This window comes from Kibdelosporangium phytohabitans, assembly GCF_001302585.1.
Lineage (GTDB): Bacteria > Actinomycetota > Actinomycetes > Mycobacteriales > Pseudonocardiaceae > Kibdelosporangium > Kibdelosporangium phytohabitans.
In genome coordinates, this window is the sequence record NZ_CP012752.1 from 8,236,849 (window position 1) to 8,257,484 (window position 20,636).

The window sequence follows — 20,636 nt, forward strand, 5'->3', positions numbered from 1 at the left end:
CCGGTTTTCTACGTTTCAGGTATGACAATTCTGGGGTCACTCGGCCGGGACGGTTGGCGTCGCATGGTTTTCATGTACGTCGGGCCCGGCAAACGCCGTCAGTGGGCCACTCGCCTGAGCACACCCGGCCGCCGCACGTCCGGGCCGGTGACCGCGATCGCGGGTTCCCTGTCGGTTCTGTTGTCGCTGCTGACGTTCTACCTGATCGGCCGGATCACCACCTACGGCGTGTTCTGGCGGGAGGGCCACGAAGCGGGCGCGTGGGGCGGGCCGACGCTCGCCGGGGCCTGGCTCACGCACGCCGTGATCGCCGCCGCCGCGATCGCGTTGATCATGTGGCTGCTCGTCCCGATCACCACTCTGATCAGCCGTGGTCTGCGCTAGCCACTGCCAGTTTGCGCAGCAGGCCTTCCAGGTCGCGCTCGCCGTCGCGGGTCTGAGCGCCGTTGGCCAGTCCGCCCCGGATCAGCTGTTCGGCCGCGGGCCGGACGAACTGGCTCGCCCAGGCGTCGTGTTCCCGCAGGAATCCCTCGGCGAGGCCGGCGGGGACGATGGCCTGCTTGGCCGCGGCGAGCACGCCGTCGGGCAGTGCGGCGATGTCGCGGGCGAGGCGGTCGACGACGTCGTCGAGTTCGTCGGCGGCGACTGCCCGGTTGACCCAGCCGTAGCGTTCGGCGGTCTGTGCGTCGTACAGGTCGGCGCCGAGCACGACCTCCAACGCGCGGTTGCGGCCGATTCGGTCGGCTAGGTACTGGGTGGCCCCGCCGCCGGGCACGATTCCCATGAGGGCTTCGACCTGGCCGAGCCCGGCGGTGCCGATCGCCGCGAACGCCATGTCCGCCGCCGTGACGAACTCCGCCCCGCCGCCGCGCGCCAGACCGGCGAGCTTGACGATCGTCACCTGGGGCTGGTGCCGCACCAGTTCGCCCAGTGCCTGGAAGACGTTGAGGCCGTCGGGCACTTCGGCGGCGAGGTCGTCGAAGGCGTCCGGTGCGTCGACGAGGGACATGTCGACGTGCGCGATGAAGAAGTCCGGGTCGGCGCTGTCGAACACGATCACCCGGGCGGAGTCGTCGGCTCGCAGTGTGGTCAGCAGGGTCCGGAGGTCTGTCATGAGCGCGACGTCGAGGACGTTGACAGGTGGGTTGTCGATGGTGACGCGGACGATGCCGGCCTCGCGGCTGACTCGCAGGGTCGCGTAGGCGTCGTGGTGCACGCAGATCTCCGATCGGTATCCGGCAGGCTTGTAGGTTCCTGATGTATACCTAGACTGCGGCGGACACCGACGACCGTCAATAACGCACTTCCGGCATCGTAGGGATCGTGGAGGATACCGACTTGGCCACTCCGGACACCGTCTACCGGGCCGACTGTCCCAGCCGCCCGATCCTCGACCAGATCGCCGACAAGTGGTCGATGATGGCGATGGCCGTCCTCGGCGAGCGGCCCCGCCGGTTCAACGACATCAAGCGCCACCTCGAGGGCGTGACCCAACGCGTCCTGACCCAGACGTTGCGCCGCCTGGAACGCAACGGGATGGTCGAACGGCGTGTGCTGCCGACCTCACCGGTCGGGGTCGAGTACTCCCTCACCCCGCTCGGCGAATCCCTGCGGGAGCCGTTCGGCCGGCTGTACGACTGGACGGTCGCCCACACCGACGAGATCAACAAATGCCAACAGGACTACGACCTGCGTGTCCGCTCCGGGCAATCTGATGTCGCTCGGTGATTCCGTCCTCACAGTTTCGTCACGCTGAGAATAACTGCCGTCGTAGTCCTGTCCGTCGTTGGACTAGGCTCGCCGCTGGAGGTGTTCCAATGGCGGAGCTGGGGGTTTCCGACACCAACGGCATCCTGGCGTTGCCGTGGATCCGGCCGGAACGCACCAGCGCCGGCCTCGGGTGGGAACACGTGTACCTCTCCAAACAGCACGAACGGCCTTATGCGGCGGAGTTCAAGCCTGCCGCGAGCCACCAGCTGATCTTCCACCTCGTGCGGCCGGTGACCGTGCGGCGCGGGACGTCGAAGCCGCGCAACGTGCTGCCCGGTGAGATGTTCCTGCAGCCCGCGCATTCGGCGTTGTCGGTCGAGCTCGGCGGGGAGCTGGACACGCTGCACGTCTACCTCGCCGATGACGCGCTGCAGGCCGATCAGGACAACCAGGTGCGCTTGGCGGAGGAGCTCGGTGCGTCCGACCCGTTGCTGGAGCAGCTCGCCCTGGCGCTGGACTCGGCTGTCCGGGACTGGCAGCCGAGCGCCCGGACCTACGTGGACCAGGTGACCGCTTTGCTGGCCAGTCAGTTGATCCGCCATCACAGCGCCGGGCGGCCCGCGCCTGAACCGAGGCAGTCCGGGCTGTCGGACAGGCAGTTCGAGCGTGTCCGTGACCTGGTGGCCGAACGGTTGGCCGAACCCGTCCCGTTGAAGGACATGGCCGCGGTCGCCGGGCTCTCGGTCAGCCAGTTCTCCCGTCGGTTCAAGGCGACCACCGGGCACGCACCGCACCGGTTCCTGCTCAGGATGCGCCTCAAGCAGGCCGAACTCCTGCTGCGCACCAGCTCCGTGCCGATCGCGGACATCGCGGTGCGATGCGGCTTCTCGCACCAGGAACACCTGACCAGAGCCATGCGTGCGCACCTGAGCACGACGCCCGGGGCGGTCCGCGCTCGCTGACGGTTTCGTGCAGGAGACACAGCACGAACGTGCAGGAACCGTGACCACCACGACTCGATACTCGGTGGATGACGTCATTCACCTACTCGACGGGCCCGGCTCGGGTGGTGTTCGGATCCGGCACGGTCGCCACGCTGCCCGACGAGGTGGCCCAGCTCGGCGCGTCCCGCGTGCTGCTGATCGGCTCCGGCCGGGCACGGCCCGCTGACGAGGCGCTCGGTTCCCTGGTGGCCGCGCGATTCGACGGCGCGGTGATGCACACGCCGGTCGACGTGACCGGGAAAGCGCTGGCCGTCCTGCGCGACCACGCTGCCGACTGCCTGGTCGCCGTCGGCGGCGGTTCGGCCATCGGACTGGCCAAAGCGCTGGCGTTGCGGACCGGGTTGCCGCAGATCGCCGTGCCCACGACGTACGCCGGGTCCGAGGCGACCCCTGTTCTCGGCCAGACAGCCGACGGCGCGAAAACCACGGTCCGGGACCCCGAGGTGCTGCCGGAGACCATCGTCTACGACGTCGACCTGACCGTGGACCTGCCCGTGAACCTGTCGGTGACCAGCGGGATCAACGCGATGGCGCACGCGGTCGAAGCGCTCTACTCCCCCGGCGCCAATCCGGTGGCAGACCAGCAGGCGCTCGACGCGATCCGGCGACTCGCCCGCGCACTGCCCCGCATCGCCGCCGACCCGGCCGATCGGTCCGCCCGCGACGACGCCCTGATCGCGGCGTGGCTGGCCGGAACGTGCCTCGGTTCGGTCCAAATGGGACTGCACCACAAGCTCGCGCACGTGCTCGGCGGCAAGTTCGGCCTGCCACACAGCGAAACACACACGGTGCTGTTGCCGCACGTCATGGCCGCCATGGCACCGGCCGCGATGGACCGCGTCGCCGACGCACTGGGCGTGAGTGACGCGCCGACCGGCGTCTACGACCTCGTCGTCGCCCTCGGCGGCCCCACGTCGTTGCGGGAACTCGGCTTGACCGAGGCCGATCTGGCTCAGGTGGACGATCACCAGGCGCTGCTGAGGCAGGCATGGGAAGGCAACCGCCCGCGGCAGACCGGCCTGCCCGACACCCGTGCGTTGACCAAGCAGGTCGTCGACAGCTTCAGCGGCGGCGAGCCGCGCACTCGTGCTCTGCTGCAGGACCTGGTCCGCACAATGCACTCGTACGTGCTGCGCAACGATCTGACCGAAGCCGAGTGGATGCACGCGGTCACGTTCCTGACGCGCACCGGTCAGATCTCCGGCGACACGCGCCAGGAGTTCATCCTGCTGTCGGACACGCTGGGAGTGTCCAGTGTGGTCGATGTGCTCACCAACTCGCGCACGCCCGACACGACACCGTCCGCGGTCCTCGGCCCGTTCTACACCGAAGGGCCGCCGGAACGCCCGCACGGCTTCGACATCGCCGACGGCCTGCCCGGCAACCCGCTGTGGGCGGACATCCAGGTTGCCGACACACATGACAAACCAGTCGCGGACGCGATCGTGGACGTCTGGCAGTCCAACGAAGACGGTTACTACGACGTGCAGCTGCCCGACCTGGACGGCCCGGTGCTGCGTGCCCGGTTCCGCACCGACGCCGACGGACGGCTGCGGTTCTGGTCGATCGTGCCCGCGTCGTATCCGATCCCCGCAGACGGTCCGGTCGGTCAGCTGCTCGCCGCCGTCGGCAGGCACCCGAACCGCGCGCCGCACGTGCATTTCATGATCGCCAAACCGGGATTCCACACGCTGGTCACGCAGCTGTTTGTCAAGGGCGGCGACTACCTGGACTCGGACACCGTCTTCGGCGTGAAGGACGGGCTGATCGTCGACTTCCCCGCACAGCAGGGACCCACACCGGACGGCCGGGACGTGTCCCGCTGGTCCCGGGTGGACTTCGTGTTCCGGATCTCGGAGGGTTGATGGAGTACGACACCGACGTCGTCGTGGTGGGCAGCGGCCCGGCGGGAGGCACCGCGGCGCTGGCATTGGCCACGTACGGCGTGCGCACGCTGCTGGTGAACAAGTACGGCTGGGTGGCGAACACACCACGCTCGCACATCACCAACCAACGCACCATGGAAGTGTTCCGCGAACTGGGCGTGGAACAGGACGCGTCGCTGCACGGCACGCCGCCGGACCTGATGGGCGACACGGTGCTGTGCACGTCGCTGGCGGGCCCGGAGATCGGCCGCATCACCAGTTGGGGAACCGGTGACCGGTCGGCGACCGAGTACGGCGCCGCCAGCCCGTGCCACATGATCGACCTGCCGCAGACGTACCTGGAGCCGATCCTCGTCGCCAACGCCGCCGGGCGCGGGGCGAAAGTCCGGATGGACACCGAGTTCCTCGGCTTCACCCAGGACCCGGACGGCGTCACCGTCCAGTTGCGCGACCGGATCCGCGGGGACGAGTTCTCCTACCGCGCCCGCTACCTGATCGGCGCGGACGGTGGCCGCAGCCAGGTCGCCGAGCTGGCGGGCCTGCCGATCGCGGGGCAGACCGGCAAGGCCGGCAGCATGAACATCACCTTCCGCGCCGATATGAGCAGGTACGCCGCACACCGGCCGAGCGTCCTGTACTGGGTGATGCGGCCGGGCGCGCACATGGGCGGCATCGGCATGGGCCTCGTGCGGATGGTGCGGCCGTGGAACGAGTGGCTGCTGGTCTGGGGATACGACATCGACCGGCCGCCACCGGAGGTCACCCCGGAGCAGGCCGCCGCGATCGTGCGCGACCTCGTCGGCGATCCTGACCTGGCCGTCGAGATCACGTCGACGTCGCTGTGGACGGTGAACCAGGCGTACGCCACCGCGTACTCCAACGGTCGCGTGTTCTGCGCGGGCGACGCCGTGCATCGCCACCCGCCGTCGAACGGGCTCGGGTCCAACACTTCGGTGCAGGACTCGTACAACTTGGCGTGGAAGCTCGCGATCGTCGTCCGTGGCGAGGCCGGGCCCGCGTTGCTGGACTCGTACAGCGCCGAACGTGCGCCGGTCGGCAAGCAGGTGGTCGACCGGGCGAACCTCAGCAGGGACCAGTTCGCGCCGATCTTCCAGGCGCTGGGCATCGACGGCGACACCGACGCGGCCGGTGTCGACCGCGGCCTCGCCGCGTGCCTGGCCGAAACGGCGGCGGGCGCGGCGAAACGGCGTGAACTGGAAGCCGCGATCAGGCTGAAGGACTACGAGTTCAACGCACACGGCGTGGAAATGAACCAGCGGTACGTCTCGTCGGCGGTGATCGGCTCCGAGCCGGAACCGTGGCACCGCGACAGCGAGTTGTTCCACCAGCCGAGCATCCAGCCGGGTGCCCGGTTGCCGCACGCATGGCTGGTCGGCGCGGACGGCCACCGCGTGTCCACTCTCGACCTGGTCGGACGCGGAAGGTTCACCGTTCTGACTGGGTTGTCCGGGAGCGCGTGGGGCGATGCGGCGGGCAAAGCCGGCGCGATGCTCGGCATCGACGTCCGACTGGTCCGGATCGGGTCCGCCGACGCCCGCGACTCGTACGGCGAATGGCATCGAATCGCACCGATGCCGGAGGACGGATGCCTGTTGATCCGCCCGGACGGGTACATCGCGTGGCGCTGCGACTCGTCCGACAACGCCTCGAACTCGCTGGCCGACGCGCTGCTGACCGTCCTGGACCGGGTGACTGCCCTGAACGGGTAAGGCGTCTTTCAAGATTGTTCGTAACCTCGGAGGTGGCCGGTCGTTCATTCCGATCAGAGGCCTTTTCAGATCCGTCGGAAGGGTGACCGGCAATGACAACGATGTTCACCGGTACGCGGAGGGGCAGGGTCGCGGCGCTGGTCAGCGCGCTGGTCCTGACAACCATGGCGGTCGGCACCGAGCCGGCCACCGCGGCCCCGCCCCCACCGCCGCAGAGCGACCCGTTCTACCAGCCACCCAGCGGCTACGAAGGCGAAGCACCGGGGACAGTGCTGCGATCCCGGTCGGTGTCGATCTCGGCATTCGGCGCGCTGCCCCAGAAAGTCCAGGCGTGGCAACTGCTCTACCGCACCACTGACCAGAAAGACAACCCACAGGCCGCGGTCACGACCGTGCTGCTGCCATGGGGCGCCCGCCCCTCGGCAACCCGCCCGCTGCTGTCGTACCAGGTAGCGGAGGACAGCGCAGCACCACAATGCGCGATCTCCTACCAGCTACGCCAAGGCGCGGGCAACGAAAACATAGTGGCACAAGCGGAAATCCTGCTGATCAACGCGGCGGTCCACCAAGGCTGGGCGGTGTCCGTACCGGACTACGAAGGCCCACGAAACGCCTACGTGGCAGGAAAACAAGCCGGTCAGGCCACATTGGACGGGATACGGGCAGCCCGTGACTTCGCGCCACTCGGCCTGGGCACGCAGACGAACATCGGCCTCTGGGGCTATTCGGGCGGCGCGCTGGCATCCGGCTGGGCAGCGCAACTGCAGCCGAGCTACGCACCGGAACTGAACATCAAGGGCATCGCGGAAGGCGGGCTCCCGGTGAGCCCGAAGAACGTCCTGCTGGGAGCGAACAAGGGCCCGTTCGCCGGAATCGCGATGAGCGGAATAGCAGGCCTGAGCCACGCGTACCCGGAACTGGCCGCGTTCATGGACCAAAACCTGACGCAAGAAGGCAAAGCGGCGTTCGCGAAGGCATCGACCCAGTGCAACCACTCGAACGCGGGCGAGTTCGCGTTCCGGGACCTGTTCGCGTACTTCAGCATCAAGGATCCGCTGAGCCGGCCCGTGCCACAGGAGATCCTCGCGGAAGTGACCCTGGGCAAGGCCACCCCGACGGCGCCGCTCTTCGTGTACCACTCGGTGAACGACGAACTCGTCCCCGTCGCCGACACAGACGCGACCGTGCAGAAGTATTGCGCAGCCGGCGGACGCGTGACATACCAGCGCGACATCCTCAGCGAGCACATCGCGTTGGTGATCACGGGCGCACCGGATGCCCTGAACTGGCTGAAGGACAGGCTCAACGGCCAACCAGCCGCCAACGGCTGCAACACAAGAACAGTCTTGTCCTCCATCGCGACACCACAAGCACTGGCGACATTCGGCGTCGTCATCACCAACAACTTGCTGTCACTGCTCGGCAAGCCCGTCGGTCCAGCGGACATGGCGTAGCACTGCCCCGTCCGGCAAGTTGACGCCAGGCCCCACCTCTCACTTGACGGTAGGGCCTGGTTTCGCCGCCAGGCGATACTCGGCCCATTGCCGAGCAGCGCCCGTGGCTCCAGTCGTCGGAAGGACGCCGGGCTGACCGGCGTGCAACTCCACGACATCTCCGACGACCTGGACGCCGGTGTGTCCGCACGGATGGAACGCCAACAGGTTCGCTACCGCGGCGACCACCGGTTCCCCTTCGTCATCGGCCGGCAAGCGCTGGTGACCTCGGCCGGCGGATCCGGGGCCATGTCCGGACAGCTCGATCGCCTTCTCGCGGTCATGTCACTGCCGCGCGTGACCTTGGGCGTCATCCCCGCGCAGGCCGAGTACCGAGTCCCAGCCAACCAGTTCGTCCTGTACGACGACGACCTCGTGCACGTCGAGACGATCTCGGCCGAGTTGACGATCAATCAACCCACGCGAGATCGCGTTGTACGCCAAGGCGTTCATGAACTCACCCAGCAGGCGGTCTACGGGCAGCAAGCGCGTGCGCTGATCACGTCGGCACTCGGACACCTGTGAGCAGTCCGGTTTGGCGTGGAAATTCACAGTGGCCAGTGAAGATCGACAGGGGGTGGGTCGTCCACAGAGACGACCCACCCCCTGTGTCACTGCGGCCGGTACAGGTCGTGGACCTCGCCGAATTGCTCGAAGCCGCCTGACTTGTACGTGGCTACGGCGCCGACGTTGGAGCTCGGAGTGGAGACGATCGCGCTGGACGAGCCCATTTCCTGCAGTGCGGCTGCTGCGGCGACGGTGATCGCCTTGCCGTAGCCGTGACCGCGGTGATCCTTGGATACGCCCATCGGCTCGATCATTCCGGGCTTCCCCCGACCAGCTGACCAGACCGTCACCGTTGCCACCGCGTTGCCCTGGCTGTCGTACGCGAGCAGGCAGCGGGCCTCGGCGTACGGCGGTCCGGCCGCCATCGCGTGCCAGCTCTCGTGGGTGAACGTCGAACGGTCGAACGACGCTCGCTGCACGGTGGTCCGGTCGGGCACCTGTTCCGGTCCGGCCACCTCGATTCGCACGCCCGGGTCCGGCACCTTCTCGGTGAGGTCACGGCGCAGCGGTGTCCATGGCTCGTCGGCTTTCCAGCCTTCCACGGCGAGCAGGTCCTGGAGCAGCGCGGCCATCGGCGCTTCGATGTTCACCTTCCCCGCTGGTAGGACGCCGCGTTCCGGCTGGGTCACGTCCTCGACCATGTGCCGCGTGAGTTCCTCGTCCCGCATGGCGTCCGGTGTGATCGTCAGCCGCAGCAGGTCCGGGCCGTCCAGCAGACCGACCGCGAGTATCTGTCCGTCCCTGCTCCAGGTTCGTACCGCCGCAGCTGTTTTCTCCGCGCCGAACCGCCAGAACCAGCCCAGGTCACCTGGGTGCAGCTGCATCGGGGCACCTTCGTACTGCCATTCCCGTAGTGCTTGGACAGCGTCGCCTAGTCCGTCGACTCCGGGCGTGTCCACCTCAATCGCCATAGGTCTGATCACACACCACCGCGTCAACTGTTTTTGCAGGCGTTCATAGCTGGATCAGCCGGGGCCCGCAGCAGGATCACTGTCCGCACCCGTGTGCGGTTGACGATGTCGTCGTCGATGCGCGCTATTCCCGCTCTGCCCAGGCCGGGTCTTCGCCGTCGCGCATCAGGCGGTTCGCCGATGCGCCTGAATTCAGAGTCCCGTGTTTCCGTGGCGGCGATGACTCGTCACCTGACGGAGTGAAGCGCACGCCTGCACTCGGCGTGCGCGCGGAGCCAAGCGGATCCGGTAGGTTGCGCGGCCATGGGCACGCGGCAAGGGCTACGGCACGAGTGGGCAGATCTGCCGGACGACCTCGTCTCGGCAGTCGTCGCCCACACCGGGCCGATCGAGCGCGCCGACGCCGTCCCGGCTGGGTACAGCAGCCAGCTCGCGTCGACCCTGGACACCGCGAACGGTCCCGTCTTCGTGAAGGGAATGCGCCTGGACCACCCCAACAGCGGAACCCAGGACGTCGAAGCCGCGATCGCGCCACACCTGACACCTCTCGCGCCGAAGGTGCTCTGGCGCGTGGTCGCGGAAGGCTGGGACCTGCTCGGCTTCGAACACATCGCCGGACGCGGCGCGTCCTACGCCCCCGGCTCGCCGGACCTGCCGCTCGTGGTCGACGGCATCACCGCTGTCGGCCGGATCGCGTGTCCCGAGAGCGTGCGAATCAAGAAAGCCAGGACGCGATGGGGCCGTTTCCTGGACTACCCGGCCGACGCCGCCGCGTTCGCCGGAGACGCACTCGTGCACTCCGACATGAACCCCGGCAACCTGCTGCTCACCGTAACCGGCGGCGTCCGCATGGTCGACTGGCCGTTGGTGACCCGAGGCGCGGCGTGGATCGACGCGGCCTGCTGGGTCGTCTGGCTCGTCTACAGCGGACACCCGCCGCACGCGGCGGAGCAGTGGGCTTCGCGAGTGCCGAGCTGGGCTGACGCGGACCCCGATGCGCTGGACCTCTTCGCCGTCGCCCAGACCCGGTACTGGCAGGCCATTGTGGACGCCCACACCAACCGGGTGACCATGGCCTTGCGGACTGCCGCGTCTCGATGGGCCCTGCACCGCGGCATGTGGCCGTGAACCAGCCGCATCACCATCGTCGTGAACGACTCGTTCCCTTGCCAAGCTGGTCAGCCGCGATGCTGTGATACGCGTGAGCTCCGGCATCGATGGATTCCGACCTCCTGACCAGCGGCAGCAGACGGGATCAGGGCATGCGCCCCTGAAGGTGCATGCCCTGATCAGGCACGAAGCTAGCGTCGTTGTTGTTGGTAGTCCTTGGCGACTCGCAGGAGTTCGACGAGGCCTTCGGCGTACTCCTGGGATTCGGCGTGTGCTTCGGCGTACGGGGGTTGGAAGCCGACGCCTTCCCATTGGCTGGTTTGCGGGTTCCAGCGGTCGTTGCCGATTTCGAAGTCCCACGCGAAGATGCCGAGTTCGTAGTAGAGCTGGTCGGCTGAGTTTCCTGCCGCTGAGTACAGCACGTCAGCGACTGGGCCGGTGCGTGACGGCCATGTCACTGTGCCGCGGGATGCCGAGATGGCACCGACGATCCGTTTCGCGGACGCCTGGAACATCGCGGCTTCCTCGGCCGACGGGCGCGGAAGCGTGACCCGGCCCGGCATGGCGTACGCCCCCGGAGGCCACATGAAGTAGCCGCCGTAGCTGTGCACGTTCATCGCGAACTTGATGTTCTCGTGTGCTTTGGCGAGGGCGATGACGTTGTTCGACTCCGCCTCCGACAGTTCCGCCGGGCCCGAATACGTGCCGGACAGGCAGTTGGTGTTCGATGCGCCCACGTAGCCGTCGAACACTGAGCCAACGGTGTAGTTGCGGTTGACGTCCACGCCCCACGAATCCGCGTAGCGCGGGTCGCGTTGTGGTCCTGTGCAGTGGTTCGTGAGGTTCTTGCGTTGGAAGTTGGCGTCGTTGAACGAGTAGTTCGCGCCGTCCGGGTTGACCACCGGGATCACGAAGACCTCGACGTTGTCCAGCAGTTGCCTGGTCGCCGCGTCGGTCGCGTAGTTGGCCAGCAGCCGTTCGGCGAACTCCATGGTCACGAGCGGCGTCGCCCATTCCCGTGCGTGCTCTTGGGAGTAGGCGAGCACGCCGATCCGGGAGCCGTCGCGGTGCGCGCCGATCCGCAACGCCTGCACGGTCCACGGTTTGCGGGACACGGAACCGTCCAAGCCGTCGCCCATCGTCGCCGGTCCGGCGACCGGCATCGGTTTGCCGGCTGAGCCGTCTTCGACGAACGCCGTGAAGCGCTGCGGGAAACGCGCCGAGATCAGCGCCGCGACCTGGTCGGTCGTGCTGATCACCGCGCCGGTCTTGTCGGTCGCGAGCGAAACCGTCAGGACGCGGTCGCGCCAGACGGCCTGCGCGGGCTGGTTCGGCTTGCCGGGGTTGACCGCCTTGACCTGCCAGCCGTTCGCCCCTTGGTCACCGAACTGCTTGGACTCGACCACAACCGCCGCGTTCGCCGGGTCACCGACGTAGGCGGTCGCGGTACGGCGGTAGCCCTGCGTCTTGTGCGGCAGGTCAACGACGTCCACCAGGTTGCGGTACTGCCGCCCGAGACGGGCGATCCTGGCCTTGATGTCGGTCGGCGTCATGTAGGCGTCGATGAAGTCCTTCTGGTAGCCGCTCGGCAGCGGTGGCGGCGTCGCGCCGGGCCACGCCGCCGGGGTCACCACACGGCTCACCCCGCCGAGGCTGGACGAGGCCGTCACCTTCGTCGGCTTCGACGGCAGGACCTGCGGCTCGGCGACGTGGTACTGGTATTCGCCCGCGTCCACGAAGCGTTGCAGCGCGTACGAGCCCGTTGTGCCGTTCGCTGTGGTCCAGGTGACGGTGATCTCGACGTCCGGGTCGGCGATCGCGGTGGTGGCCACGAGCGTCTGCAGGTACGTCCGGCCCTCGGCGCTCCACCAGTTGGCCGACAGGAAGTGCAGCGTGTCGGCGGCGGCCGCGCGGTGGGACGCGGCGCGCTGGGATTCGGCGAGCCGCGTCCGCGCGTCGCCCGGACGTTGGATCACCTGCACGGTCTTCGCGCCCCGCGCGGTCAGCGTTTCGAGCTGGCTGCCGGTGAGGACGAGGTCCACGAGCAGGCGCCCGTCGTCCATCCGGGGTTTCGCCGCGATGTCCGCGCCGCTCGCGACCAGTTCGTCGAACATGGCCTCGGTCGGCAGTTGCACGCGGACGAGCGAGAGCTCACCCAGTGGGACGACGGGCGGGGCAGCGGCAGCGGTCGTTGCGGAGCTGAACGTGACAGTGGACAGGAGCAGCACGGTAGCGGTCGCGAGACCCCATCCGCGTTTCGTCATGACGCCTCCCAGGCACATGGGGTGACTGGGAGGATCATTCACCACGTCGTGCGTAGCCGAGTAGGTCCGGTCGAAGGGATCAAGCCCTGCGCATCGCGCGGGTGCCGACGAACAGGCCGACGACCGCGACCGCGACGGCGGCGACCAGACCGGCGAGCACGGTCCCCGACGCGATCGTTCCGTTGAACAGCAGGCGTTCGGCCTCGACGACGTAGGTCAGCGGGTTGAACCTCGCCATGGTCTGCAGCCACTGCGGGCCGTTGTCGATCGGCAGCATCATCCCGGCCAGCAGCAACAGCGGGAACAGCAACGTCTGCTGCACGCCCCAGAACATCCATTCCTGGTCCTTCGACACCAGCGCCAGCGTGTACGACAGCGCGCCGAGCCCGACGCAGAAGATCGCCATGATCACCAGCCCGATCGCCGCTCCCGGCACGTTCGGCGTGAACCCGAACGGCATGGTCACGAGCACCAGCAGCACTGTCTGGGCCAGCATCGGCACGATCTCCTTCAGCGCCCTGCCGATGATCAGCGCGGGCCTGCGCAGCGGGGAGACCAGCATCCGTTCGTGCGCGCCGGTCTGCATCTCGTACAGCAGGTTCGAGCCGGTCATCGACGTGCCGAACAAGCACGACATCACCACGATCCCCGGCACGAACCACTGCAGCGACGAGTCGCCGGGCAGCAGCGGCGCGAACAGTGCCAGGAAGAACAACGGTTGCACCATCGTGAAGATCACCGAGAACGGGTTGCGCAGCACCGGCCGCAGCTCGCGGGCGAACACGGTCATGGTGTCGGCGACGATCGTGGTCATGCCTTCTTCTCCTTCAGTGAAACGTCTTCGCGCAGGCTGCGGCCGGTCAGGGTGAGGAACACGTCGTCGAGCGTCGGCCTGGCCACCTCGACGCTGACCACCTCGATCAACGCGTCGTCGAGGGCTCGCAGCAGTTTCGGCGCGATCTGGGCTCCGCCGGGCACTTCGAGGACGACCTGCGGCCCTGATCGCGTCACGTGCGCGCCTTCGGCGATCCCCAGTGCGTGGTGGCCGATCACGCGCTCGGCCTGGGTGGCGTTGTCGAACGTCAGGGTGATGCGGTCGCCCGCGTGTTCGGCTTTCAGGCGCGCCGGGGTGTCGTCGGCGATCACGTTGCCGTGGTCGATGACGATCACGCGCTCGGCCAGCGAGTCGGCTTCGTCGAGGTAGTGCGTGGTCAGCACGATCGTCGTGCCGTGGTCGGCGCGCAGGCGCCGGATGTGGTCCTGCAGGTTCGCCCTGTTCTGCGGGTCGAGGCCGGTTGACGGCTCGTCGAGGAACAACAACGCCGGTGCGTGGATCAGACCCATCGCGATGTCGAGCCTGCGCCGCTGCCCACCGGACAGTTTGGACACGACGCGGTCCGCGACCGCCGTCAGGTCCAGTGATTCGACCAGTTCGCCGGCACGGGCCCGGGCGGCGGACGTGCTCATCCCGTACGCGCGGCCCTGGCTGACCAGTTCGTCACGGCCGCGCTGGGTGTGCCCGGCTCCGTTGCCCTGGCCGATGTAGCCGATGCGGCTGCGGACCTCGCGTTGCTGCGCGCGGACGTCGAATCCGGCCACCCGGGCGGTGCCCGACGTGGGCGCCAGCAGGGTGGTGAGCATCCGCAGGGTGGTCGACTTGCCCGCCCCGTTCGGCCCGAGCAGCGCCACCAGTTCACCGGTTTCCACCCGCAGGTCAAGCCCCTTGACCGCCTCGACCGTCTCGGCCCGCACGGTGAAGTGCCTGGTCAGTCCACTTGTCTCGATCATCGCTTCGGTCATGGCGGCAACGCTAGAATCTATTCAGGTCAGTTTCTGGCCGCAACGAATGGGAATCTGGATCCATGGCGAACACGAGTGCACGGATGCTGCGGCTGCTGTCGTTGTTGCAGACCCATCGGTACTGGCCGGGCGGTGAACTGGCCGAACGGCTCGAGGTGAGCGCGCGCACGCTCAGACGGGACGTCGACCGGCTGCGTGAACTGGGCTACCCGGTGGACGCGAGCCGCGGCGTCGCGGGCGGCTACCAGTTGCAGTCAGGTGCGGCGATGCCGCCGTTGCTGCTCGACGACGAGGAGGCGGTCGCGATCGCGGTGGGGTTGCGCACCGCCGCGGGTGGCGCGGTCGACGGCATCGAGGAGACGTCGATGCGCGCGTTGACCAAGGTCATCCAGGTGATGCCGCCGAGGCTGCGGCGCCGGGTCGAAGCGCTGCGGAGCTTCACCGTGCCCGCGTTCTGGGGCGGTACGTCCGCGAACTCGTCGGTCGACGCGATGTCGTTGACGGTGATCGCGTCGTCCTGCCGTGACGACGAACGCCTGCGGTTCGGTTACACCGCCCACGACGGCGAGGAGACGAAGCGGCACGTCGAACCGCACCGGCTGGTGTCGCTGGGCCGCCGCTGGTACCTGGTCGCGTGGGACGTGGAACGGCACGACTGGCGGACGTTCCGCGCCGACCGGATCGCCGACCCGAAGCCGACCGGCGCCCGGTTCCGGCAACGGGACCTGCCCGGTGGCGACGCGGGTGCGTTCGTGCGTGACCGGTTGAACGCACGGCCGACGCAGTACGAGGCGATCGTGGAGTTCAAGGCGCCGGCGAGCACGGTCAGGGAACATGTGGCGCAATGGGGAACGGTCGAACCGGTCACCGACGAGACCTGCCGCCTGACCATGCGGACGGACACGTTCGACTGGCCCGCCTTGATCGCGGGGTCCATCGGCGTCGACTTCGAGGTCGTCCAGCCGCCGGAGTTGCGCGACCACATCCGCAGCATGGGCGAACTGTTCCTGCGCCACACGGCGTGAACAGGTGATACTGGCGGCATGGACTGGGTGCTGCACGTCGACCTCGACCAGTTCATCGCCGCGGTCGAGGTCGCGCGCCACCCTGAGCTGAAGGGCAAACCGGTCGTGGTCGGCGGCGCGGGTGACCCGATGCAACGCGCGGTCGTGGCGACGGCGTCCTACGAGGCCAGGCAGTTCGGTGTGCACTCCGGCATGCCGCTGCGGACCGCCGCGAAGAAGTGCCCCGACGCGATCTTCCTGCCGAGCGACGCGCCCGCGTACGAGGAGGTGTCCGAGCGGGTGATGGCCGTGCTGCGGGAGTTCCCGGTGGTCGTGGAGGTGATCGGGTGGGACGAGGCGTTCGTCGGTGCCCGGACCGGGGACCCGGAGGCGCTGGCCGCGGACATCCGGACGGCTGTCGAGGAGCGGACCGGGCTGTCGAGTTCGGTCGGCATCGGGGACAACAAGCTCCGCGCCAAGATCGCCACCGGGTTCGCCAAGCCCGCTGGGATCTACCGGCTGACCAGGGACAACTGGGTGGCCGTGATGGCCAAGCGGCCGGTCGGCGCGCTGTGGGGCATCGGGCCGAAGACCACGAAGAAGCTCGTGGAACTGGGGTTGACGACGGTCGAGCAGCTGGCGCGGGCGGATCCCGCGGCGCTCGCCGAGCGGTTCGGGCCGAACATGGGGCCGTGGTACCGGACGCTGGCGCTCGGCGCGGGCGACCCGAACGTCGAAGCGACGCCGTACGTGGCGAAGTCACGCGGCCGTGAGGTGACGTTCCAGGAGAACATCAGCGACGAGGCGCGGATCGCGGCCGAGGTGGCCGGGCTGGCCGACCGGGTGGCTCAGGACGTGGCGGAGGAGGGCCGCCCGGCGGCCCGGGTCGCGGTGAAGGTCAGGTTCGCGCCGTTCCTGACGTACACCCGCAGCGTCACGCTGCCGTCGCCGAGCAGCGACCCGGCCGAGATCCGGCGGGCCGCGCTGGAAGTCCTCGGCCTGTTCGAGGTGCGCAAGCCGGTCCGGCTGCTCGGTGTGCGCGCCGAGTTCCCGGTCACCGCGGAAGGAACGCGTCGATGAAGGTCTTCGTCGTCTCGCCGGGCCCGATGGCCTGCAGTTCCTTCGGCAGGACGATGTAGCTGAAGAGGGTGCCCACGTAGATCACGCGCAGCAGGTGGCGCTGCCTGTCGCTCGCCTCGGAACCGTCGGCGAGCTTGGCCTCCTGCAGCAGTTGCACGCCGGACGTGAACGTGTCGACGAGGGTGGCGTGCAGCTCCGGCCGCCGGGTCCCCTCCAGCAGCAGTTCCATCATCGCCCGGTACCGGTCTTTGTGGACGGTCACGGACTCGTCGAGCACCTGCGCGAGGATGTCCATCAGCGCCGCGCGGTCGAGGTGCCCGTCGCGTTCGGCCCGCAGTTGCGCGATCCACTCGTAATGCAATTGCACGACGCGCCGCACAGTCGCCTCCAGCAGGGCGTCCCGGGATCGGAAGTAGTTCGACGTCGTGCCCTTGGGGACAGCGGCCATCTCGTCCACCGAACGGTGGGAGAGCCCGTGCGTGCCTTGCTTCGCCACGATCGCGACGGCGGCGTCCGCCAGTGCGTCGCGGCGTCGCTGGTTGACCGGTGGCACGGCTGGTACCTCCTGGATGTTCTCCGGGAAGACGAGTCTACGTGCCGGTCCTGGTGTCGCCGTCGGCCCTTCGCTCCCGCTTGCCGCGGGCCAGTTCCGTGCCGAGCGCGTCGAGGCGCTGCGTCCAGAACCGCCGGTACCGGTCCAGCCAGACGTCGATCTGCTTGAGCGGTTCCGGATCCACCGAGTACAGCCGTCGCGTCCCGTCCGGCCGGACGGTGGCGAATCCGTTGTCCCGCAACACTTTCAGGTGCTGGGAGACGCCGGGCTGGGAAATCCCGAACTCCTCCTGCACGACCGCACTGATCTCACCGGCGGCCCGTTCCCCGTCGGCGAGCAGCTCGAGGATCCGGCGCCGCACCGGGTCCCCCAGCACATCGAACGCATGCATACCGCAATTAAAACGACCCGTACTTATATAAGTCAAAGCCTATTCGCACGGTTCACGTCATAGATCCGATGTCTTGCCACCCGCAGGACACACCACCACATCAGCTCCGTCGCGATCGATTACACCGATTTCACTGCTTTGACCTGCTTTTTCCACGTCATGACAAAATTGGTCCGAGGTGAGGAGCCGATGATCGGTTACGATCGGATCCGCCGATGCGGGCCGCAGAGTTACTACCTTTGACGTCTGATTGGGGTCGTTCGATGTCGCACACCCGCCGCACCATCCTCAAAGCAGGCACCGCCATCGGGGCCGGGTCCGCGATCGGCGGGCCGCGGACGTTCACCGCGGCGGCCGGGCCGGTCGACCGGCCCGCGTCCGTCCACCTGGTACCCGACGAGGAAGCCGCCACGTTCTGGCACCTCGCGCCCGCGGTGGAGAGCAGGAGCCGGTGTCAGGCCACGTAGTCGGCCAGGTCGTTGAGCAGCGCCGGATCATCGAGCAGGGCCTGCCCGTCGGCAACGGCCGGTTAGGCGCGTTGATCGGCGGCGACCCGGCGAGTGACTCGTTCTACGTCACCGATGTCTCCCTGTGGGCCGGCGACGGGAACGACGTGCTGGAGAGCGACGGCCAGTTCCCCTGCGAACGCGTGCACTTCGGCACGTTCAACGTCCTGGCGCAGGCGTCGGTGGCCATCGCCGAGCACACCCCGAACGCGATCAGCAGGTACCGCCGCACGCTCGACGTCAGCAACGGCATCGTCACATCCACCTACGAGTACAAGGGAACCAGGTACCGGCGCGAGGTCTGCTCCAGCCACCCGGACGACGTGATCGTCATGCGGCTGACCCGTGACGGCCGGGGCACGCACACGGGCACGATCGCCATCACGGGCACGCACGGCGAGTCCACAGTCGACGGCGCGTTCAGCGGCAAGCTCGACAACGGCCTGAAATACGCCGCGGTCGTGCAGGCGACGAGCAAGAGAGGCCGGATCGGGTTCAAGAACAACAAGGTCACGTTCACCGACTGCGCCGAAGTCGTCATCGTCATCAGCGGCGGCACCAACTACGTGCCCGACTACAGCGTCGGTTACATGAAAGCGGACGCCGACCCGCTGGCGATCGCGCGTGACAAGGCCGCCACGGCGCTGAAGGCGTCCGGTGACGCGCTGCTGGCCACGCATGTCCGTGACTACCAGTCGCTGTACAACCGGATGAGAGTCGACTTCGGACGGTCGTCGCGCAACCAGCGGTCGATGGACACCTGGTCTCGGCTGGTCGTGCGCGGCACGCCCGGCGCGCCCGCGGACCCCGAACTGGAGGCCGGTTACCTGCAGTACGGCCGTTACCTGATGATCACGGGATCACGCGGCAACCTGCCGTTGAACCTGCAGGGCCTGTGGCTGCACGACAACAGCCCGGACTGGATGGCCGACTACCACACCGACGTCAACGTCCAGATGAACTACTGGATGGCCGATCGGGCCGGGCTGTCGGACTGCTTCACGCCGTTCGCCGACTACTGCCTCGCGCGGCTGCCCGGCTGGACCAAGACGACGCAGGAGTTGTTCCTCGATCCGCGCAACCGGTTCCGCAACAGCTCCGGCAAGGTCGGCGGCTGGGCGGTGGCGTTCTCGACGAACATCTACGGCGGGTCCGGCTGGTGGTGGCATTCCGGGGGCAACGCCTGGATCTGCAATTCCCTGTGGGAACACTACGAGTACACACAGGACCGCGCGTACCTGGCGAAGATCTACCCGCTGCTCAAGGGCGCCTGCGAGTTCTGGGAAGCGCGGCTGGTGCTGGACCCGGTCCACCAGAAGCTCGTCGCCGACCAGGACTGGTCACCCGAGCACGGGCCGCAGGACGCCGTCGGCATCACCTACGCCCAGGAGCTGTGCTGGGACCTGTTCGAACACTTCCGTGCCGCGACCGCGATCCTCGGCAAGGACCGGGTGTACGCGCAGACGATCGCCGGGCTGCAGGACAAGCTGTACCTGCCCGAGGTGAGCCCGAAAAGCGGGTGGCTGCAGGAGTGGATGAGCCCGGACAACCTCGGCGAGACCACGCACCGGCACCTGTCCGGCCTGATCGGGTTCTTCCCCGGCAACCGGATCAGCGCGGACACCAGCCCGAAGGAGCTCGTCGAAGGCGTGCGGCAGCAGCTGATCGCCCGGGGCATGGACAGCTTCGGCTGGGCGTGCGCGTGGCGCGCGCTGTGCTGGGCGAGGCTGAAGGACGCCGAGCGGGCGTACCAGTTGCTGCTCGACGTTCTGCGGCCGTCGGTCGGCAACGGCAACGGCACCGCGCCGAACCTGTTCGACATGTACAGCCAGGGCAGCTACACGATCTTCCAGATCGACGCCAACTTCGGCGCGCCGTCGGCGATGCTCGAGATGCTGGTGTACTCGCGCCCTGGCGTGATCGAACTGCTGCCCGCGTTGCCCGCCGCGTGGGCGAAGACCGGCTCGATCACGGGAGTCGGGGCGCGCGGTGGCTTCACCGTCGACGTCTCGTGGCGTGACGGCAAGGTCACGAGCGCGACCGTGCACAGCACCACGGGCACGGAGACCGTGGTGCGGTTCGGTTCGTGGCGCAGGAACATCCGCTTGCGCCCCGGCCAGAGCGTCACCGTCCGGCCGTAGTCGTCCTCAGGCGCCCACCTCGCCCGCCAGCCTGCGCAGGTAGTGGGCGAGTTGGGCCCTGTCGTGCTCCTCCCAGCTTTGCGTCAGTTCGTCGAACACGCGGCGCTGCCAGTTGCGCGCGTCCGCCAGCAGCTGCTCCCCCGACGGGGTCAGCCGCACGACCGTGCGCCGTTTGTCCATCTCGGACTCCGCACGCACCAGGTACCCCGCTTGGGCGGCGTCCCGGACCATCCGGCTCGCACCGGAGTGGTCGAGCCCGAGCTGGTGGGCGATCGCGTTCACCGTCGCCTCACCTCCCCGCGGTGCCGCCTGACCGGCGGTGTGCACCGCCTCCACCGCCTGGATGTGCTGGACGTGGCGCATCTCGCCGGTCAGCTCCGCGGACGCGCGCGTACTCCACCGTCTTGACCAGAACCGGACCAGCCGGAACAACGCCGGCCCGCCATCGGCGTCAACCACCATGCCCCAGCCTACATCGTGTGCGAA

The 20,636-nt window shown here is 68.2% G+C and carries 20 protein-coding genes; 12 read left to right on the forward strand and 8 right to left on the reverse strand.

The genetic code is table 11. From position 1 onward, the window contains the following. Nucleotides 1-21 precede the first annotated feature (21 nt). Entirely contained in the window at nt 22-384 is a 363-nt protein-coding gene (locus AOZ06_RS37190) for a hypothetical protein (RefSeq protein ID WP_157233460.1), read from the forward strand. Here the strand turns inward: AOZ06_RS37190 and AOZ06_RS37195 are convergent. Beyond that, nucleotides 365-1,216 (reverse strand): enoyl-CoA hydratase/isomerase family protein, encoded by an 852-nt coding sequence (locus AOZ06_RS37195; protein ID WP_054293661.1) that lies wholly within the window; start codon nt 1,214-1,216, stop codon nt 365-367. The genes AOZ06_RS37190 and AOZ06_RS37195 overlap by 20 nt on opposite strands. Before the next feature lie 122 nt (nt 1,217-1,338). Between AOZ06_RS37195 and AOZ06_RS37200 the strand changes: the two genes are divergently transcribed. The 6 genes from AOZ06_RS37200 to AOZ06_RS37225 all read left to right on the forward strand — a co-directional run bounded on the left by AOZ06_RS37200 (nt 1,339) and on the right by AOZ06_RS37225 (nt 8,348). Next, on the forward strand, nt 1,339-1,728 hold the full coding sequence (locus AOZ06_RS37200; protein WP_054293662.1) for a winged helix-turn-helix transcriptional regulator: 390 nt from the start codon (nt 1,339-1,341) through the stop codon (nt 1,726-1,728). An 89-nt stretch (nt 1,729-1,817) separates the two neighbouring features. After that, entirely contained in the window at nt 1,818-2,672 is an 855-nt protein-coding gene (locus tag AOZ06_RS37205; protein ID WP_054293663.1) for a helix-turn-helix domain-containing protein, read from the forward strand. Between the two features lie 68 nt (nt 2,673-2,740). After that, a complete protein-coding gene (locus AOZ06_RS37210; RefSeq protein WP_054293664.1) occupies nt 2,741-4,579 on the forward strand; it encodes a maleylacetate reductase and hydroxyquinol 1,2-dioxygenase domain-containing protein in 1,839 nt (612 codons plus the stop codon). After that, on the forward strand, nt 4,579-6,330 hold the full coding sequence (locus AOZ06_RS37215; protein ID WP_054293665.1) for an FAD-dependent oxidoreductase: 1,752 nt from the start codon (nt 4,579-4,581) through the stop codon (nt 6,328-6,330). Before AOZ06_RS37210 ends, AOZ06_RS37215 begins: the two co-directional genes overlap by 1 nt. Before the next feature lie 92 nt (nt 6,331-6,422). Beyond that, entirely contained in the window at nt 6,423-7,784 is a 1,362-nt protein-coding gene (locus AOZ06_RS37220; RefSeq protein ID WP_083472177.1) for a lipase family protein, read from the forward strand. Nucleotides 7,785-7,871: 87 nt separating this feature from the next. Continuing rightward, the gene (locus AOZ06_RS37225; RefSeq protein ID WP_157233461.1) at nt 7,872-8,348 is read left to right on the forward strand and encodes a Scr1 family TA system antitoxin-like transcriptional regulator; all 477 of its coding nucleotides are present in this window, start codon (nt 7,872-7,874) and stop codon (nt 8,346-8,348) included. An 86-nt stretch (nt 8,349-8,434) separates the two neighbouring features. On the opposite strand, the gene AOZ06_RS37230 is transcribed toward AOZ06_RS37225, so the two are convergent. Beyond that, nucleotides 8,435-9,301, reverse strand: coding sequence for a GNAT family N-acetyltransferase (locus AOZ06_RS37230; protein ID WP_054293668.1), 867 nt, complete (start codon nt 9,299-9,301; stop codon nt 8,435-8,437). A gap of 303 nt (nt 9,302-9,604) precedes the next feature. On the opposite strand from AOZ06_RS37230, the gene AOZ06_RS37235 reads away from it, so the two are divergent. Continuing rightward, nucleotides 9,605-10,429 carry a hypothetical protein gene (locus AOZ06_RS37235; RefSeq protein WP_054293669.1) on the forward strand — a complete coding sequence of 275 codons (825 nt, stop codon included), beginning with the start codon at nt 9,605-9,607 and terminating at the stop codon, nt 10,427-10,429. A gap of 173 nt (nt 10,430-10,602) precedes the next feature. On the opposite strand, the gene AOZ06_RS37240 is transcribed toward AOZ06_RS37235, so the two are convergent. The 3 genes from AOZ06_RS37240 to AOZ06_RS37250 all read right to left on the reverse strand — a co-directional run bounded on the left by AOZ06_RS37240 (nt 10,603) and on the right by AOZ06_RS37250 (nt 14,463). Beyond that, nucleotides 10,603-12,675 carry a M14 family zinc carboxypeptidase gene (locus tag AOZ06_RS37240; protein ID WP_083472178.1) on the reverse strand — a complete coding sequence of 691 codons (2,073 nt, stop codon included), beginning with the start codon at nt 12,673-12,675 and terminating at the stop codon, nt 10,603-10,605. A gap of 79 nt (nt 12,676-12,754) precedes the next feature. Continuing rightward, nucleotides 12,755-13,489, reverse strand: coding sequence for an ABC transporter permease (locus tag AOZ06_RS37245; protein ID WP_054293671.1), 735 nt, complete (start codon nt 13,487-13,489; stop codon nt 12,755-12,757). After that, the gene (locus tag AOZ06_RS37250) at nt 13,486-14,463 is read right to left on the reverse strand and encodes an ATP-binding cassette domain-containing protein (RefSeq protein WP_054297199.1); all 978 of its coding nucleotides are present in this window, start codon (nt 14,461-14,463) and stop codon (nt 13,486-13,488) included. Before AOZ06_RS37250 ends, AOZ06_RS37245 begins: the two co-directional genes overlap by 4 nt. Nucleotides 14,464-14,537: 74 nt before the next feature. Here AOZ06_RS37250 and AOZ06_RS37255 point away from each other — a divergent pair, with 74 nt between their 5' ends. Then, nucleotides 14,538-15,500: a helix-turn-helix transcriptional regulator gene (locus AOZ06_RS37255; protein WP_179950767.1), complete on the forward strand. Its 963-nt coding sequence runs from the start codon at nt 14,538-14,540 to the stop codon at nt 15,498-15,500. 18 nt (nt 15,501-15,518) lie between these two features. Next, a complete protein-coding gene (locus AOZ06_RS37260; RefSeq protein WP_054293672.1) occupies nt 15,519-16,559 on the forward strand; it encodes a DNA polymerase IV in 1,041 nt (346 codons plus the stop codon). On the opposite strand, the gene AOZ06_RS37265 is transcribed toward AOZ06_RS37260, so the two are convergent. Beyond that, nucleotides 16,534-17,112: a TetR/AcrR family transcriptional regulator gene (locus AOZ06_RS37265; RefSeq protein WP_054293673.1), complete on the reverse strand. Its 579-nt coding sequence runs from the start codon at nt 17,110-17,112 to the stop codon at nt 16,534-16,536. The genes AOZ06_RS37260 and AOZ06_RS37265 overlap by 26 nt on opposite strands. 37 nt (nt 17,113-17,149) lie before the next feature. Continuing rightward, nucleotides 17,150-17,503: an ArsR/SmtB family transcription factor gene (locus AOZ06_RS37270; protein WP_054293674.1), complete on the reverse strand. Its 354-nt coding sequence runs from the start codon at nt 17,501-17,503 to the stop codon at nt 17,150-17,152. 263 nt (nt 17,504-17,766) lie between these two features. Here AOZ06_RS37270 and AOZ06_RS60620 point away from each other — a divergent pair, with 263 nt between their 5' ends. Together AOZ06_RS60620 and AOZ06_RS37275 are read left to right on the forward strand one after the other, a co-directional pair. Continuing rightward, nucleotides 17,767-17,970 carry a hypothetical protein gene (locus tag AOZ06_RS60620; RefSeq protein WP_225952992.1) on the forward strand — a complete coding sequence of 68 codons (204 nt, stop codon included), beginning with the start codon at nt 17,767-17,769 and terminating at the stop codon, nt 17,968-17,970. A 221-nt stretch (nt 17,971-18,191) separates the two neighbouring features. Continuing rightward, on the forward strand, nt 18,192-20,150 hold the full coding sequence (locus AOZ06_RS37275) for a glycosyl hydrolase family 95 catalytic domain-containing protein (protein ID WP_335338429.1): 1,959 nt from the start codon (nt 18,192-18,194) through the stop codon (nt 20,148-20,150). Nucleotides 20,151-20,156: 6 nt separating this feature from the next. Here AOZ06_RS37275 and AOZ06_RS37280 read toward each other — a convergent pair whose 3' ends face one another. Then, complete coding sequence (locus AOZ06_RS37280) at nt 20,157-20,609, reverse strand: MarR family winged helix-turn-helix transcriptional regulator (RefSeq protein WP_236951866.1); 453 nt, start codon at nt 20,607-20,609, stop codon at nt 20,157-20,159. Nucleotides 20,610-20,636 lie beyond the last annotated feature (27 nt).

What these genes read in the sequence shown, in the direction of transcription:
- AOZ06_RS37190 (WP_157233460.1), top strand. Translation starts at nt 22, where the DNA reads ATGACAATTCTGGGGTCACTCGGCCGGGACGGTTGGCGTCGCATGGTT.
- AOZ06_RS37205 (WP_054293663.1), top strand. Translation starts at nt 1,818, where the DNA reads ATGGCGGAGCTGGGGGTTTCCGACACCAACGGCATCCTGGCGTTGCCG.
- AOZ06_RS37210 (WP_054293664.1), top strand. Translation starts at nt 2,741, where the DNA reads ATGACGTCATTCACCTACTCGACGGGCCCGGCTCGGGTGGTGTTCGGA.
- AOZ06_RS37215 (WP_054293665.1), top strand. Translation starts at nt 4,579, where the DNA reads ATGGAGTACGACACCGACGTCGTCGTGGTGGGCAGCGGCCCGGCGGGA.
- AOZ06_RS37220 (WP_083472177.1), top strand. Translation starts at nt 6,423, where the DNA reads ATGACAACGATGTTCACCGGTACGCGGAGGGGCAGGGTCGCGGCGCTG.
- AOZ06_RS37230 (WP_054293668.1), bottom strand. Translation starts at nt 9,301, where the DNA reads ATGGCGATTGAGGTGGACACGCCCGGAGTCGACGGACTAGGCGACGCT.
- AOZ06_RS37235 (WP_054293669.1), top strand. Translation starts at nt 9,605, where the DNA reads ATGGGCACGCGGCAAGGGCTACGGCACGAGTGGGCAGATCTGCCGGAC.
- AOZ06_RS37240 (WP_083472178.1), bottom strand. Translation starts at nt 12,675, where the DNA reads ATGACGAAACGCGGATGGGGTCTCGCGACCGCTACCGTGCTGCTCCTG.
- AOZ06_RS37245 (WP_054293671.1), bottom strand. Translation starts at nt 13,489, where the DNA reads ATGACCACGATCGTCGCCGACACCATGACCGTGTTCGCCCGCGAGCTG.
- AOZ06_RS37250 (WP_054297199.1), bottom strand. Translation starts at nt 14,463, where the DNA reads ATGATCGAGACAAGTGGACTGACCAGGCACTTCACCGTGCGGGCCGAG.
- AOZ06_RS37255 (WP_179950767.1), top strand. Translation starts at nt 14,538, where the DNA reads ATGGCGAACACGAGTGCACGGATGCTGCGGCTGCTGTCGTTGTTGCAG.
- AOZ06_RS37260 (WP_054293672.1), top strand. Translation starts at nt 15,519, where the DNA reads ATGGACTGGGTGCTGCACGTCGACCTCGACCAGTTCATCGCCGCGGTC.
- AOZ06_RS37270 (WP_054293674.1), bottom strand. Translation starts at nt 17,503, where the DNA reads ATGCATGCGTTCGATGTGCTGGGGGACCCGGTGCGGCGCCGGATCCTC.
- AOZ06_RS60620 (WP_225952992.1), top strand. Translation starts at nt 17,767, where the DNA reads ATGTCGCACACCCGCCGCACCATCCTCAAAGCAGGCACCGCCATCGGG.